A 14,493-nucleotide genomic window follows, 5' to 3' on the forward strand; every position below is an offset into this window, starting at 1 on the left:
CAGCACTTCACCTCCGGCCGTGCAGCATGGCAGCCATGCACCTACGCGCGGCAGTTCGCAGGCGGTGAAGTAACGCAGTGCCGCCGCCGTGCCTGCCTCGATCCGCGCGCCCTTGCCGCGCGCAGCCAGCGCGAGGTCGAGCCAGATCCAGCCCACCACCGCATGGCCGAACGCGAAGAGGAAAGGCGTCGCCACTTCCAGCGCCCGCTCCGAACCGCGCAGCATTTCGAGTGCGGCATCGACCTCGGCCCACGCCGCCCGCAGCGCTTCGGTCTCCGCAGCGAAGCCTTCCGCGGCAGCCAGCGTCGCCGCGATCCGCGCCTTGAGCACCGCCAGCCCCTCGCCGCCCTTCATCAGCTTGCGGGCCAGCAGGTCGATGGCCTGAATGTCGGTGGTGCCTTCGTGGATCGGGTTGAGGCGATTGTCGCGGTAGACCTGCTCGACGTCGAAATCGCGGGTGTAGCCGTAGCCGCCGTGGACCTGGATCGCCATGGCATTGGCCTCCAGCCCCATCTCGGACGAGAAGGTCTTCACCACCGGTGTCAGCAGCGCCAGCAGCGCCGCGCTATCGGGATCGTCGGCATCGACCAGCCGCGCGGCGTAGAGGCACAGCGCCAGCGCGCCCTCGCCCAGCGCCTTCTGCGCCAGCAGCATGCGCCGCACCGCGGCGTGCGCGATGATCGGCACCGAAGCGCCATCGCTTCCGCGCCCCTGCAACCGCTCCTGCGCATAAGTCAGCGCATGCCCATAGCCCCGGCACGCCAGCGCCGCCGCACCGAGGCCGACCGAGATGCGCGCCTCGTTCATCATCATGAACATCTGGCGCAGGCCCTGCCCTTCCGCACCGACCAGCCAGCCGATGGCGCCGCCGTTCTCGCCGAACGCGAGCAGGCAATTGGGGATCGCCCGGTAGCCCATCTTGTGATTGAGCCCCGCCACCGCGACGTCGTTGCGCACGCCATCGGGCAGCACGCGCGGCACGATGAACAGCGAGAGGCCCGCCGTGCCCTCGGGCAGCACGCCGTCCGCGCCCGCCACTTTCGCCAGAACGAGATGGACGATGTTGCCGCCCACGTCATGCTCGCCGCCCGAGATCCACATCTTCGAGCCCGCCAGCCGGTAACGGCGGCCAAGATCGTCCTCGCCCTCGAACGTGGCACGGGTGCGCACGACGCCAAGGTCGGACCCGGCTTGCGGTTCGGACAGGCACATCGTCCCCAGCCATTCGCCCGTGATCTGCGGCCGCGCGAAGGCGTCGACTTGCGCCGGACTGCCGAACTCCGCGATCAACCGCGCGTTGGCGACCGTCAGCATCGCGTAGGAGGACGTGGCGATGTTCGCCGCCGCAAACCATGCGAAGCTGGCGCAACTGACCACGAACGGCAGGCCGTGCCCGCCCAGCGCCTCGGGAAAGCCCGCGCCGAACAGGCCCAGCTCGGCATATACGCCCAGCGCCGCGCGCACTTCGGGGTGAACGGTGACGCCCTGCGGACCCACTTGCGGCTCCTGTGCGTCACCCGCCTTGAAGTGCGTCAGGAAGCGTTCGCGCGCCAGCGTTTCCGACAGGTCGAGCACCGCGTCCACCGTATCGCGCTCGGCAAGCGCCTCGACCCTGAGCCAGTCGTGCAGGCACAGGTCGAGGAATTCGCGGTCGAGCAGGCGCGTCATGGCTGCAGCAACACCAGCGCGTCGAGCGGCACCACGCCTTCACCCTCGGGCATGACCTTGAGCGGGTTGATATCGACCCCGGCAAGGCGACCGTCGTTGGCGGCAGCGAAGCGCGACAATGCGGCAAGGCTCTCGGCCAGCGCGGCGATGTCCGAGGGGGCTGCGCCGCGCACGCCCTGCAGCACTTTGCCCGCCGTGGTCTCGGCGATCATGCGGCGTGCTTCCTCGGCGTCGAAGGGCACGGCGCGGAAGGTCACGTCCTTCAGCACTTCCACCAGCACGCCGCCGAGGCCGAACATCACCACCGGGCCGAGCGTCGCATCGACGCTGACGCCCGCGATCACCTCGACCCCGCCCGCAATCATCGGCGCGATCAGCACGCCTTCGATCATGGCACCCGGCATCGCGGCGCGGGCGCGTTCGAGCACCAGCGCGCTTGCCTTGCGCACAGCGGCGGCGTCCTTGAGGCCCACCACGACGCCGCCCACTTCGGTCTTGTGGGCGATATCGGGCGAGCAGATCTTGACCACCACCGGATAGCCGATCGCGTCGGCCGCTGCCGCTGCCTCGTCGGGCGTGGCGGCAAGGCGCTCGTCGGGGAACGGCATCCCGGCCTCGGCCAGCACCTGCTTGGCGGCGCGCTCGCTGAGCGTGCCGGTCGCGGTCAGCGGGGCAGGCAAGGCGGGCAGCGCCGGGCGTTCGATGCGCGCGGCCCCGAAGCTCTCGGCAAAGCGCGCCACCGCGCCGAGCGCGCGGGTGAGCGCCACGCTGTCCTCGAACACGAGGAAGCCGCGTTCCTCGTAGGCGCGCACGACTTCGGGCGGGGCGCTCATGGTGACGGCGCGAATCAGGCCCTCGCCGCCCGGCCCTGCCGCTTCCAGCGCCTCGGCCAGCCGTGCGGAATAGCTGGGCAGCGCGGGCGTGGTGCCCAGGATCGCGACGAAGATGTCGTAGCCGCCCTGCTCCAGCACGACCTGGATGTAGCGCGTCATCAGCGGCAGGTCGGTCATCGCCTGCGCGGTCGCGTCGATCGGGTTCACCGGCGAGGCGTAAGGCAGCAGCGCCTTCAGTTCCGCCTGCGCCTCGACGGGCATTGGAGTGACGGCAAGCCCGGCCTCGTCGCCGTCGTCGGCCATCTGGATGCCGAGGCCGCCCGACATGGAGAAGATGCCCAGCTTGTTGCCGCTCGGCAGGCCCGCACGGGCGGCGGCGTAGGCGATGTCGAGCTGTTCCGCCGTGCTGCGCGCGCGGTGGACGCCAAACTGGCGGCAGATTGCATCGAACACGCCGTCGGAGCCTGCCAGCGCGGCGGTATGGCTGCCCACGGCATGCGCGCCCACTTCCGAGCGGCCGACCTTGAGCAGTACCACCGCGATGCCGCGCCGGCGGGCAAGGTCGAGCGCCTCGAAGAACACCGCGCGGTTCCGCACGCCCTCGGCATAGGCCATGACGACCTTCACGCCTTCGCGGTCGATCACCCAGCGCAGCGCCTCGGCCATGTCGACGTCGCATTCGTTGCCGGTGGTGATCCAGTGACGGATGCCGAGGCCGCGACCCCGGGCCAGCTGCGCGATGTGCGAGCCGTAGGCGCCGCTCTGCGAGACGATCGCCACCGGGCCGGGTTCGAGGAAGCCGTCGTCGAGCATGACCGAGAAAGTGCCGTAGTAGCCGATCGAACTGTCCGCCGCGCCGAGGCAGTTGGGGCCGAGCAGGCGCAGCCCTCCGGCGCGGGCGATGGCGACGATGCGCGCCTGTTCCTCGCGGCCTTCCTCGCCCATCTCGGCGAACCCGGCGGCGAAGATGATCGCGGCCTTCACGCCCTTGGCGACACAGTCCTCCAGCGCCGCGCGGGTGGCGGCGGCGGGCACGGCGAGGAGCGCGAGGTCGGGCACTTCGGGCAGCGCGGCGATTGAGGGCCAGGCCTGCTCGCCCTGCACCGTCTCGCGCTTCGGGTTCACCGGATAGACGCGGCCCTGATAGCCGCTGGCGCGCAAGTAGCGCAGCGGGCGCCCGCCGATCCGCGCGGCATCGTCCGAGGCGCCGACCAGCGCGATCGAGCGCGGCGCGAACAGCGCATCGAGGCTGCCGGTTGCCGTTTGCGCTCCGGGCCGGATGTCTTCGCAGGTCGTCACGTCGGCTTTTCCTCTCACATTCGTTCGAGGCGAAGCCTTGTCACGGGGCATTGCGCGCCGGTATCGTCGGGCCGGACACCCCCGCGCATTTCACATCCGCGATATGCCGCCATCCCATCCGTGATAAGCGGACGCGCCCGCCACCCCGCCCGGGATATCAGCCTTGTGATATTCCCCTCCGGACCCGCCCTGCGATTGAATGAAACGCCCCGAGCGCGGACTTGAGTGTCCCGTCACGAAGCATGTTGCGCAGCATCTGCCGCTTGCACGCCGTGACGTGAGAGAACAAGGCGCATCGCGCCGGGGCCAGATAACAAGGCGCGAGTGAGCGCCCAGGTTTGTGGGAGAAGAAGAGTGAAGATGCCCTCGATGATCAAGTGCGGCCTGCTCGCTACCAGCGCGGGGCTGGCGTTCGCCATCGCACCTGCCGCCATGGCGCAGGATGCCGCCGCCGACAGCGCCTCTTCTTCGGCCAATGACTCTGGCGCCCTCGACACCATCGTCGTCACCGCCACCAAGCGCGGCCAGGCTTCCAACGTGCAGGACGTGCCCTTCGCGGTCACCGCGTTCGGCGCCGCGCAGCTTGAAGAGCAGCACTTCACCACGCTTCAGTCGCTCAGCTACAACATGCCCAACGTGCAGTTGAACGCGGTCGGCACGACGCCGGGCTATGCCAACTTCTCGATCCGCGGCCTCGGCATCAACTCCTCGATCCCCTCGATCGACCCGACCGTGGGCGTCTTCGTCGACGGCGTGTACCTCGGCGTCAGCGCCGGTGTCGTGTTCGGCAACTTCGACATCGAGGGCCTCGAAGTGCTGCGCGGTCCGCAGGGCCTGCTGTTCGGCCGCAACGTGACCGGAGGCGCGATGGTGATCCGCACCACCACGCCCAAGGACACCTTCTCGGCCGATGTGCGCGCCTCGGTCTCTTCCGGCCCCGAATACAAGATCAGCGGCACCGTGACAGGCCCGATCGTGCAGGACAAGATCTCGGCCAAGCTGGCGGTCTACTACGACAAGGACACCGGCTACTACCACAACGAGTACAACGGCAACGACGACCTCGGCAAGAACCGCACCTTCATCGTGCGCCCGGCTCTGCGCTTCACGCCGATCGACGGGTTCGAGTCCGTGTTCCGCTACGAATACGGCAAGTACGACGGCGACGGCGCGGTGGCGAGCAATCACGGCCTCTACCCGCGCGACAGTTTCAAGGTGAACATCGACGAAGAAGGCTTCGCGCATAACTACTGGCACTTCGGGTCCAACGAAACCAACATCGATACCGCATTCGGTGACGGCAAGATCACCAACATCATGGCCTACCGCGAATACAATGCCCGCGTATTCAACGACATCGACGCCTCGCCGTCCTATGCTTTCCACTCGGGCAACACCACGCACCAGAAACAGATGAGCGAGGAACTGCGCTGGGCCGGCACCTTCGGCAAGGTCGACGTGACCACCGGCCTGTACTATTTCACGCAGCGCATCGACTACAAGGAGCAGCGCAAGCTGGCGAACGGCACCCGTACCCTAGCGGGCGGCGGCATCCAGAACCAGGATACCTACGGCATCTTCGGTTCGGCCGACTGGCACTTCACCGATACGCTGACGCTGAACCTGGGCGCGCGCTACACCACCGAGACCAAGGCGGTGAAGGTCGCCAACCTGACCGCGACGGGCTGCGACTACGAGGCGCAGACCTGCAACTACACCTTCAACGACAAGCATACCTGGAAGGGTCTGACCCCGCGCGTCGGCATGCAGTGGCAGCCCGATCCCGAAACGCAGGTCTACGGCTTCTGGTCGAAGGGCTTCCGCTCGGGTGGCTACAACTTCCGCAACGTCTATACCCAGGTCGATCCCGGCCCGTTCAACGACGAAGTCCAGAACTCCTATGAAATCGGCGTGAAGAAGGATCTCTTCGGCATCGCCCGCATCAACCTCGCGGCGTTCTGGAACACCATCGACAACGTCCAGCGCGAGATCCAAATCCCCGTCGTGGGCGTGGGCACCGCGCAGATCATCACCAACTCGGCCGACGCGCGCATCCGCGGCCTGGAAGGCGAACTGACGCTGAAGCCCGGCGCCGGCTTCACCCTGGCGGGCCAGTTCGGCTATACCGAGGGCAAGTACACCGACGTGTTCTACGACCTCAACAACGACGGCGTCATCAACGACACCGACTACAACCTGAAGCTGCCGCGCCTGTCGCCCTGGAGCTACGGCGGCTCGATCGCCTGGACCGGTAACTTCGGCGACTTCGGCCTCGATGCCCGCGTCGCCGCGAACTACCGCGACGCCGACTGGTACAACGACGCCAACACCGGCCTGATGCGCGCGGCCACCATGGTCGATGCCAACATCGCGGTGCGCTACGACAACTACTCGATCTCGTTCTACGGCACCAACCTGCTGAACGAGGCCACCTTCGGCGCCGAGGCCCCGCTGGCGTTCTTCAGCGGCTCCACCTTCTCGCCGCTCAACAAGGGCCGCGTTTACGGCGTGGAGGTCTCGGCCAAGTTCTGAGGCCGACGACGCCAAGGCCGGCGGGCTTCCACCCACCAACTGCCCGCCGGCCGGATTTTGAATACCCGGAGACACTATGCGAAGCCTCCTGACCCTGCCGCTGTGCGCCCTCCTCCTGACGGCCGCCGCGCCGGGGCGGGAGGCTTCGCTGCCTTCGCGCCCCTCCTACGACCCCGACTCCGCCGACCAGTTCCAGTGGAACCAGCTGCCCGACGTCCTGCCCGCCTCCCCCGCCGAGCGCGAGACATGGGCGCATGCGCTGGGTCTAGACGCAGCCGTCTACGGCGGGCTGGCCGTGGCGCAGTACTGGCAGATGTACGCGCAAGGTGTGGACGCGAAAGACCCCGACTACACCGGCTTCAACCGCTTCCACCACGAACGCCGCCTCGCCTATCCCGGCTATAAGGCATTCAAGACGCCCAACGTCGACACGCTCTATTCCAACGCCTGGCTGGACCTCACCGCCGGGCCGGTGCGGGTGACGGTGCCGCCGATGGACGCGGGCCGCTACTTCGCGTTCAACCTGCTCGACGCTTACGGTAATGCCTCGAACATCTCGACCCGCATCCAGGGCAACGGCGGCGGCACCTATCTGATCGCCACCACCGACTGGCGGGGTGATGTTCCGCCCGGCACCACCCTGTTCCGGGTGACGACGCCCTACGTCTGGGTGCTCCTGCGCATCAAGGCCAACGATGCCGCCGACGCCAGGCGCGTGGCGAAGCTGCAGGACGCCTTCAAGCTCACGCCCACCGCTGCGCACGACGGCCCTGCCCCGCAGTTCCCGGACGCGGCCGACCGCAGCGCCTTCGGCTATTTCCGCATGCTCGACTTCATCCTGCGCGCCAACGGGCACCCGCGTTCGGAGGATGCGCTGGTCTATCGCTGGCACGGCATCGGTCTGGCGGAGCCAAAATCGCTCGACGCCGCACTCGCCGATCCCGCCATCCGCCGGGGGCTGGAGACCGGCCATGCCGACGCGATGAAGGTGATCGCCGATTCCGTGACGCAGGCCGGGCTGCACCTCGATCACTGGCGCTCGCCTTACGATGCCGGGCGGATGGGGTGGAACTACCTCGAACGCACCGGCCTGATGATCGCGACCGGCGCCAACGTGCCGACCGAGAACTACGCCTTCGTCACCTATGTCGATGCCGATGGCGATCCGCTCGACGGCAGCAAATACACGTACGAACTGGTGCAGACCCCTCCGCCTGCGAAGTACTACAGGTCCTACACACCCTACTTGCGCGAGAACCGCGAACTGATCCCCAATACGGCGGCGAAGTACATCATCAACGATCGCACCCCCGGCCTGAAGCGCGAGGGCAGCGGACGCTTGCGCGCGGTACTCTCGGCGGTGCGGCCCAAGGGGGTTGCGGCGGCGAACTGGCTCCCGGTCTCGGCCGCGCCTTTCGTGCTGGCGATCCGCTCGCAGGGGCCGGATAAGGCGCTGCTGGACGGCACATGGACCCCCGCGCCGATCCGCAAGCTACAGCCGGTGCGGTAGGGGTTGGCTAGCCGCGCTGTCATCATCCCACACCGCTCATGCTGAGCTTGTCGAAGCATAGGGAACCTCGCGCCACGCCTCGGGGCCTTCGACAAGCTCAGGCTGAGCGGGGTTTGAGAGCAACTTTGGGTGGAAACAGGACATAGACGGCGGTATCGCTTGCTAATGGCTGAACAAGAACTTCCTTCCGACCTCGATAATCTTTGGAATGTGCTTCGCTCGTTTCGAGTCGAAGTTATCAGTCATTTGACTGATGACATTCCACTTCCAGAACGAATGGCGCAGCAATTGCGGAAGGCATTAGAAATTGTCGAAGGGGTCATCGACGATTTGAGAACGACCTGCGGGTTTAAAGAGGCGGGTTACACAGTCTACATGCCAGAGGATTTAATCGAAACACTCCGAGGCAACGAAGAATTTCCACCGAAAGGAGATTTGCAAGGCGACGGATAGGCTTGTTTCGCTACCTGAGTCACTCTGGCTTTTAAGGGGCGCTTTCAAAAAGTCCGGTTTCCTACATCCGGTGCCCTCCCATAAACTGAGCCCCATGCCCATCCGACCGCCCGAACCGCACAAGGTTACACCGCAAGGTAACACTTCCCCCCCACAAGGTGACACATCCCCCGCAAATTGTGTCACCTTGCGCCCCTAAGGTGACACTTTCCGGCGCAAGGTGACACATTTGCCCCCTGGACCGTGTAAACCGTGTAAACCTGCGTCACCTTGCAAGGCCCGAAACGACCACCGGCCCGCCTCCCCATCGGGAGCCGGGCCGGCAGCATCATTCCGAAAAAAGCGAAGGGTCAGGCCACCGTTTCGGGCACCCCGGTCTTCTCGAAGACCATACCGCGCCAGTTGTCGTCGGCGGCCTCCTGGCAAGTCTCGCGGTAGGCCTTGAAGCCGCCGGTGTACATCGTCAGCCCGCGTGCCTTGCCCGCCACGTTGGCGCCGGTGTACCAGGTGTTCGCCTTGCGGACCAAGGTGTTGAGCGAGAGTTCGTGGACGTACTCCATCCACTCGTGCTCGGCCTCGGCGGTGGGTTCCATCGCGGTCAGGCCAGACCTGCGCATATGCTCGATCGCGCCGGCCAGCCAGTTCACGTTCTGCTCGTTGATGGTGAAGATGTTCGCCAGCGCCGAGGGGCCGTTAGGGCCGCAGACGATGAACAGGTTGGGGAAGTCCTTCATCATCAGGCCGAGGTAGGAGTGCGCGCCGCCCTTCCATTCCTCGTTGATCGTCTTGCCATCCCGGCCCACCACGTCGAACGCCATCAGCGCGCCGGTGAGGCCGTCATAGCCGGTGGCGAGGATCAGCATGTCCAGTTCGATCTCGCGGCTTGCGGTGCGCACGCCCTTCTCGGTCAGGCCGACGATCGGCTCCCTGAAGCAGTCGACGAGGCTGACGTGCTCTTCGTTGTAGGTCTCGTAGTAGTTGGTATCCAGGCAGGCGCGGCGCGCGAAGATCGGGTAGCTGCGCGGCTTCAGCGTCTCGGCGGTCGCGGGATCCTTGACCACTTCGCTGATCTTGCCGCGCACGAATTCGGCGACCTGCTCGTTGGCCTCCTCGTTCTGCATGAGGTCGGAGAACGAGCCGAGGAACGTGTGGCCGCCGTTCTGCCACGCCGATTCCATGATCTTCACGCGCTGCTCGGGCGGCAGGCTGAAATAGGGGCGCGTGGTCGCCGGGCGCACGCCGCCGAGCGGGCTGTTCTTCGCCGCCACGCGCATCGCGGGCAGGTTGCGCTTGATCTCGGCGGTGTACTCGTCCGAGTGCTTGTGGTTGCGCATCGGCATGGTGAAGCTGGGGGTGCGCTGGAACACGAAAAGCTCCTTCGCCTCCTGCGCCACCACCGGGATGATCTGGATGCCGGTGGAGCCGACGCCCACCACGCCCACGCGCTTGCCCTCGTAGCTTACCGGCTCCTTGGGCCAGCGGCCGGAATAGTAGAGTTCGCCCTTGAAGCTGTCGAAGTCCTCGAAGTCGGGGCGCTTGGGCACCGAGAGCGGGCCGGTGGCCATGACGGCATAGGTCGCCTCGAAAGTCTTGCCGGTCTCGGTCCCGAAGGTCCAGACCTGCCGCGCCTCGTCGTATTCGGCCCGGCTCACGCGGGTGTCGAACAGGTAGTCCTTGCGCAGTTCGTGGCGGTCGGCGACGAAGTTGATGTATTCGAGGATCTCGGGCTGGGCCGCGAACTGCTCGGACCACGACCACTCGGCATCGACTTCGGGCGAGAAGGTGTAGCAGTAGTCGATCGTCAGCAGATCGCAGCGCGCGCCGGGATAGCGGTTCCAATACCAGACGCCGCCGACATTGTCGCCCGCCTCGATGCCGAGCACCGAGAGGCCCATCTCACGCAGCTTGTACACGGCGTAGAGACCGCCGATGCCCGCGCCGACGACGACCGCATCGTACGTGCCGTCGATGCCCTTGTTAGCAACTTCAACCATTTCGCCCATCATCTCCTGGCATCAACTTTTGGGGGAGGCTCGAGCCACCGACTATGCCGCAAGGGGCTGCGGTGGACCGACCGTTGGGGCCCCTGCGGACCCAAAATCACATTCGTGAGAGCGCCTTCATGCCGCCGCGACGAAGCGGGCGACGTGGTGCTCCGCAGAGCCGTAGGCGCAGTCGAGCATCATCTGCCGCTTGAGGTGGTGGCTGATGATAAGCTCGTCCGAGAAACCGACGCCGCCATGCAACTGCACCGCCTGCCGCCCGACATAGAGCCCGCATTGCCCCACCCGCGCCTTGGCGGCCGAGACCACGCGGCGGCGCTCCGCTGCGGGAAGGCCCAGGCTGAGCGTGGCGCGGTAGGACATCGAGCGCGCCTCCTCCAGCGCGATTCCCATGTCCACGGCGCGGTGCTGCAGCGACTGGAAGCTGCCGATCGCCACGCCGAACTGCTTGCGGGTGCGCAGGTATTCGAGCGTGGCCGCAAGCGCCGCTTCCATCGATCCGACCGCCTCGGCCAGATGCGCGCAGATCGCCTTGTCGACCGCGAGTTCCACCTTCGGGAGCGCCGCGCCCGCCTCGCCGATCAACACGGCGGTGACGCCGTCCAGCTTCAGGCGGGCATGGCGGTGCTGGTCGATGGCGCGGAAGCGCGAGACGGTGAGGCCCGGCGCATCGGCGCGCACGAGGAACAGGCCGATGCCCGCATCGGTCTTCGCGGTGACGACGAACCAGTCGGCGTCGGCGCCGTCCTCGACGTGCAGCTTCTCGCCCGTCAGGGTCCAGTCGGCGCCGTTGCCGGTCGCGGCACACTCGACCCAGCCGAGGTCGTAGCCGCCATCAGGTTCGAGCAGGCCCGCGGCCGCCTTCGCGCTGCCCTCGCCGATGGCGGCGAGCAGGTCGGCGGCGGCGGGATCGCCGCTCACCAGCGCGGGGACGAGCACCGCATTAGCGACGTAGGAGGTCGGGATCAGGTGGCGGCCGACGCCCTCCATGATCGCCATGACATCCACCGCTGAGCCGCCGAGGCCGCCGTCGTCCTCGGCGATCCGCAGCATCAGCCAGCCGAGTTCAGCCATTTGTGCAGACGTGCGCGCGGTCAGGTCGTCGAAGCGCTCCAGCAGCTTGAGCCGGTCGCTGGAGGGCCACAAGTCCGCGCCGAGGCGGTTGGCGCTGTCGGCCAGCATGCGCTGTTCGTCGGAATATTCGAAGTTCATGGCAGCCTCACAGACCCAACGCGCGGCGGGCGATGATGTTGTGCTGGATCTCGCTCGATCCGCCGTAGATCGAGGTGACGCGCGAATAGAGGGCGCCCTGCATGCCGTAGGGCATGTCGGTGGGGCCTTCTCCTTCAAGCGCCCGGAAATGCGACGCCTCGGGGCCGAGCGCGTCCATCCACAGCGCGGTGGCACGCTGGTAGAGGTCCGACCAGCGCAGCTTGACCATCGAGCCGCGCGGGCCGGAATCCGCCCCCGAGGCGAGGTCGGCGAGCAGGCGCAGCACCATGGTTTCCAGCGCCATCGCCTCGATCTCCAGCTGCGCGAGCTGCGCGGCGAAGGCGGGCGTCTCGATCAGCGGCACGCCGCCGATCTTGCGGGCGCGCGCGGCATCGCGCACGCCGTCGAGCACTTGCGGCAGGTGGATCGCGGTGGCCGAGCAGACCATGCGCTCGCGGTCGAGCAGCACCTTGCCGTATTCCCAGCCCTTGCCCTCGGTGCCGACGAGGTTCCCCGCCGGCACCCGCACGTCGTCGAGGAAGACTTCGTTGGTGGTGTACTTCTCGTCCATCGTCTCGATCTTGCGGATCGCGATGCCGGGCGTCTTCATGTCCACCAGCAGCAGCGAGATGCCCTGCTGGCGCTTGGGCTCCTGCGACGTGCGGGCGAGGACGAACATGTGGCTGGCAACCTGTGCGTAGCTGGTCCACATCTTCTGCCCGTTGAGGACGTAGTGGTCGCCGTCGCGCACCGCCGTGGTGCGCAGCGAGGCGAGGTCGGACCCCGCGCCCGGCTCCGAATAGCCCTGGCACCACCAGTCGTCGGCATTGATGATGCCGGGCAGGTAGCGGTCCTTCAGCTCCTGCGAACCGTACGTGAAGATGATCGGGCCGATCAGTTCGAGGCCCTGGTGGAACTGGATCGGTGCTCCGGCGCGGGCGGATTCGCTCTCGAAGATGTAGTTCTGCGCCGGGGTCCAGCCGGGGCCTCCGTACTCGACGGGCCAGGTCGGCGCGCCCCAGCCCTTGGCGGCGAGCGCCTTCTGGTAGGCGATCAGTTCGGCCGGTTCGAGCCGGAGCCCGGCGCGCACGCGGGTGAGCCATTCGGCGGGCACGGTCTTCGCGAAGAAGGCGCGCACCTCGTCGCGGAAGGCCAGTTCGGCGGGGGTGAAATCGAGGTCCATGGGCAGCTGACTGCCTTGCGGACCCCGCTCAGTTCCAGCCCGAGGGCGCTTGCGGCCCCGCTAATTTCAAGTGTGATTGTCCGGAACGCAAATCGCCTCGGCAATCCCGCGCGCGTCGAGGCCGGTGATCGCCAGCATGCGGCCGGCGTCAGGGTGATCGGACTTCAGCTTGTGGCCGGAATCGGCGATGGTGGTGACGTAGAGCGTCGCCATGTCCTCGCCCCCGAAGGCGGGGCAGGATGGATAGGGCACCGGCACGTCGATGCTGCGCAGCAATTCGCCCTGCGGCGAGATGCAGCCGATCCGCTGCGTCGTCACCAGCGCCACCCACAGGCGGCCCTCGGCATCCACGGTAGCGCCGTCGGGAGCGCCAATCGCGGTACAGTCGAAGAAGTCCTCGCGCGCGCCCAGCGCCCCGGTCTGCGGGTCGTAAGGGTAGCGGCGGATCATGCCTTCGAGGGTGTCGGCCAGATAGAGCCAGTTGCCGCACGGCGAGAAACAGATCGCGTTCGTCAGCTTCATCCCGGCTTCGACTTGTGTAGCCCTGCCGTCTGCATCGAGCCGCCAGACGCTGGCCAGCGCCTCCTCCTGCCCGCCGTGCTGCATCGTACCCGAGAAAAAGCGCCCCTGCCGGTCGGCCTTGCCGTCGTTAAAGCGGATCGCTCCGATGCCGATCGGCGGGCGGGCCAGCGGCCGCACCGCGCCCTCCGCGTCAATCAGCGCGAAGTAATCGACGAAGGCGGCGACGAGGCCCCTGTCCGCAAGCCCGATCGAGCCAACCGCGCTGCCGAACGTCCAGTCGCGCTGCACCCGGCCGCCGGCGTCGGCGGCCATGACGCGGCTGCGGCGGATATCCACCCACCACAGCCAGCCGCGCCACGCGTCCCACACCGGGCTTTCGCCGAGGTCGTTGGCGACGTCGGTGAAGAAGGAGATGTCCATCGCGTCAGGCCCCCTGTCGCTCGGCAACGGCCCGCATGACGGCGGGGATGCCGTCGGTGCAGGCATGGAGGCCAAGGTGCGCGACCAGCTGGAACACTTGCGCGATCTCCTCCGCCGAGACCCCGGCATCCAGTGCGCTGCGCACTTCGACGCGCACCGCACTTTCGTTGAGATGGGTCGGCGAGGCCGCCAGCGCCAGCCGGATCAGCGCGCGCTCGCAAGGGGTAAGACGCGAGGTCCGGTCCGCCGTCGCCTGAAGCTGGGCCAGCGCCGAGGCCCATTCTGGCGAGACGCGCGCGGCGGCCGAGAGCCAGTCCTGCGGTCCGGCGAGCGGCGTCCCGCGCGCCGCCAGTTCCTGCGCCAGCACGTCCATGCCCAAGGCTACGCTGTCGAGCCCCTGCAGCGTCGCGATCTGCAGCACCTCGACCAGTTCGGCGGGGGTGCACCCCGCGTCCAGCGCGATACGGATATGCACCTCCAGCCCGGCCGCAAACAGATGCGTGGTGGAGCCGTCGACGGCGACGTAGATCAACTCGCGGATCCGCGCCGAAAGCGGGCCGGTGCGCGCAGGCGCGGAGGAATAGGCGAGGTAGGCTTCCAGCCACTCGGGGCTATATTCCAGCAGCCCGTCGTTGAATTCCACCCAGTACCCGCGCGCCTCGATATAGGCGCGCTTGAATGCCTGCTTTTCCGCTTCGGTTTTCACGGCTCATCCTCTCTCCACGAACGGAGAGGATGAGCGCGCCGCGCTTCGCGCTGTCGATCTCCGCGCGGAACCGGGCGCGAAAATCATCAGCGTGATTAGCCACCTATCCTCGTCATTGCGAGCGGAGCGAAGCAATCCAGAGCAGTCTCAAG

10 protein-coding genes are annotated in these 14,493 nt (G+C 67.1%); 3 read left to right on the plus strand and 7 right to left on the minus strand.

Features of this window, described 5'->3' with window-relative positions:
- Together ACYPYD_RS25850 and ACYPYD_RS25855 are read right to left on the minus strand one after the other, a co-directional pair.
- Positions 1 to 1,668: acyl-CoA dehydrogenase (locus ACYPYD_RS25850; RefSeq protein ID WP_459666434.1), on the minus strand; the 1,668-nt coding region annotated here is incomplete at its 3' end.
- Positions 1,665 to 3,800, minus strand: coding sequence for an acetate--CoA ligase family protein (locus tag ACYPYD_RS25855; RefSeq protein WP_459666437.1), 2,136 nt, complete (start codon positions 3,798 to 3,800; stop codon positions 1,665 to 1,667). The genes ACYPYD_RS25850 and ACYPYD_RS25855, both read right to left, overlap by 4 nt.
- A gap of 360 nt (positions 3,801 to 4,160) precedes the next feature.
- Here ACYPYD_RS25855 and ACYPYD_RS25860 point away from each other — a divergent pair, with 360 nt between their 5' ends.
- The 3 genes from ACYPYD_RS25860 to ACYPYD_RS25870 all read left to right on the plus strand — a co-directional run bounded on the left by ACYPYD_RS25860 (position 4,161) and on the right by ACYPYD_RS25870 (position 8,295).
- Positions 4,161 to 6,332, plus strand: coding sequence for a TonB-dependent receptor (locus tag ACYPYD_RS25860; RefSeq protein ID WP_459666524.1), 2,172 nt, complete (start codon positions 4,161 to 4,163; stop codon positions 6,330 to 6,332).
- A 76-nt stretch (positions 6,333 to 6,408) separates the two neighbouring features.
- Positions 6,409 to 7,842 (plus strand): DUF1254 domain-containing protein, encoded by a 1,434-nt coding sequence (locus ACYPYD_RS25865; protein ID WP_459666439.1) that lies wholly within the window; start codon positions 6,409 to 6,411, stop codon positions 7,840 to 7,842.
- Positions 7,843 to 8,007: 165 nt separating this feature from the next.
- Positions 8,008 to 8,295: a hypothetical protein gene (locus tag ACYPYD_RS25870; protein WP_459666440.1), complete on the plus strand. Its 288-nt coding sequence runs from the start codon at positions 8,008 to 8,010 to the stop codon at positions 8,293 to 8,295.
- A 350-nt stretch (positions 8,296 to 8,645) separates the two neighbouring features.
- Here the strand turns inward: ACYPYD_RS25870 and ACYPYD_RS25875 are convergent, their stop codons facing one another.
- The 5 genes from ACYPYD_RS25875 to ACYPYD_RS25895 all read right to left on the minus strand — a co-directional run bounded on the left by ACYPYD_RS25875 (position 8,646) and on the right by ACYPYD_RS25895 (position 14,341).
- Positions 8,646 to 10,289, minus strand: a complete 1,644-nt coding sequence (locus ACYPYD_RS25875; protein WP_459666441.1) for a flavin-containing monooxygenase — start codon at positions 10,287 to 10,289, stop codon at positions 8,646 to 8,648.
- Positions 10,290 to 10,415: 126 nt separating this feature from the next.
- Positions 10,416 to 11,510, minus strand: a complete 1,095-nt coding sequence (locus ACYPYD_RS25880; protein WP_459666444.1) for an acyl-CoA dehydrogenase family protein — start codon at positions 11,508 to 11,510, stop codon at positions 10,416 to 10,418.
- Between the two features lie 7 nt (positions 11,511 to 11,517).
- The gene (locus tag ACYPYD_RS25885) at positions 11,518 to 12,693 is read right to left on the minus strand and encodes an acyl-CoA dehydrogenase family protein (protein ID WP_459666446.1); all 1,176 of its coding nucleotides are present in this window, start codon (positions 12,691 to 12,693) and stop codon (positions 11,518 to 11,520) included.
- A gap of 66 nt (positions 12,694 to 12,759) precedes the next feature.
- Positions 12,760 to 13,635: an SMP-30/gluconolactonase/LRE family protein gene (locus tag ACYPYD_RS25890; RefSeq protein ID WP_459666449.1), complete on the minus strand. Its 876-nt coding sequence runs from the start codon at positions 13,633 to 13,635 to the stop codon at positions 12,760 to 12,762.
- 4 nt (positions 13,636 to 13,639) lie between these two features.
- Positions 13,640 to 14,341: a carboxymuconolactone decarboxylase family protein gene (locus ACYPYD_RS25895; RefSeq protein ID WP_459666452.1), complete on the minus strand. Its 702-nt coding sequence runs from the start codon at positions 14,339 to 14,341 to the stop codon at positions 13,640 to 13,642.
- Positions 14,342 to 14,493 lie beyond the last annotated feature (152 nt).

Source organism: Novosphingobium sp. 11B, assembly GCF_054589055.1.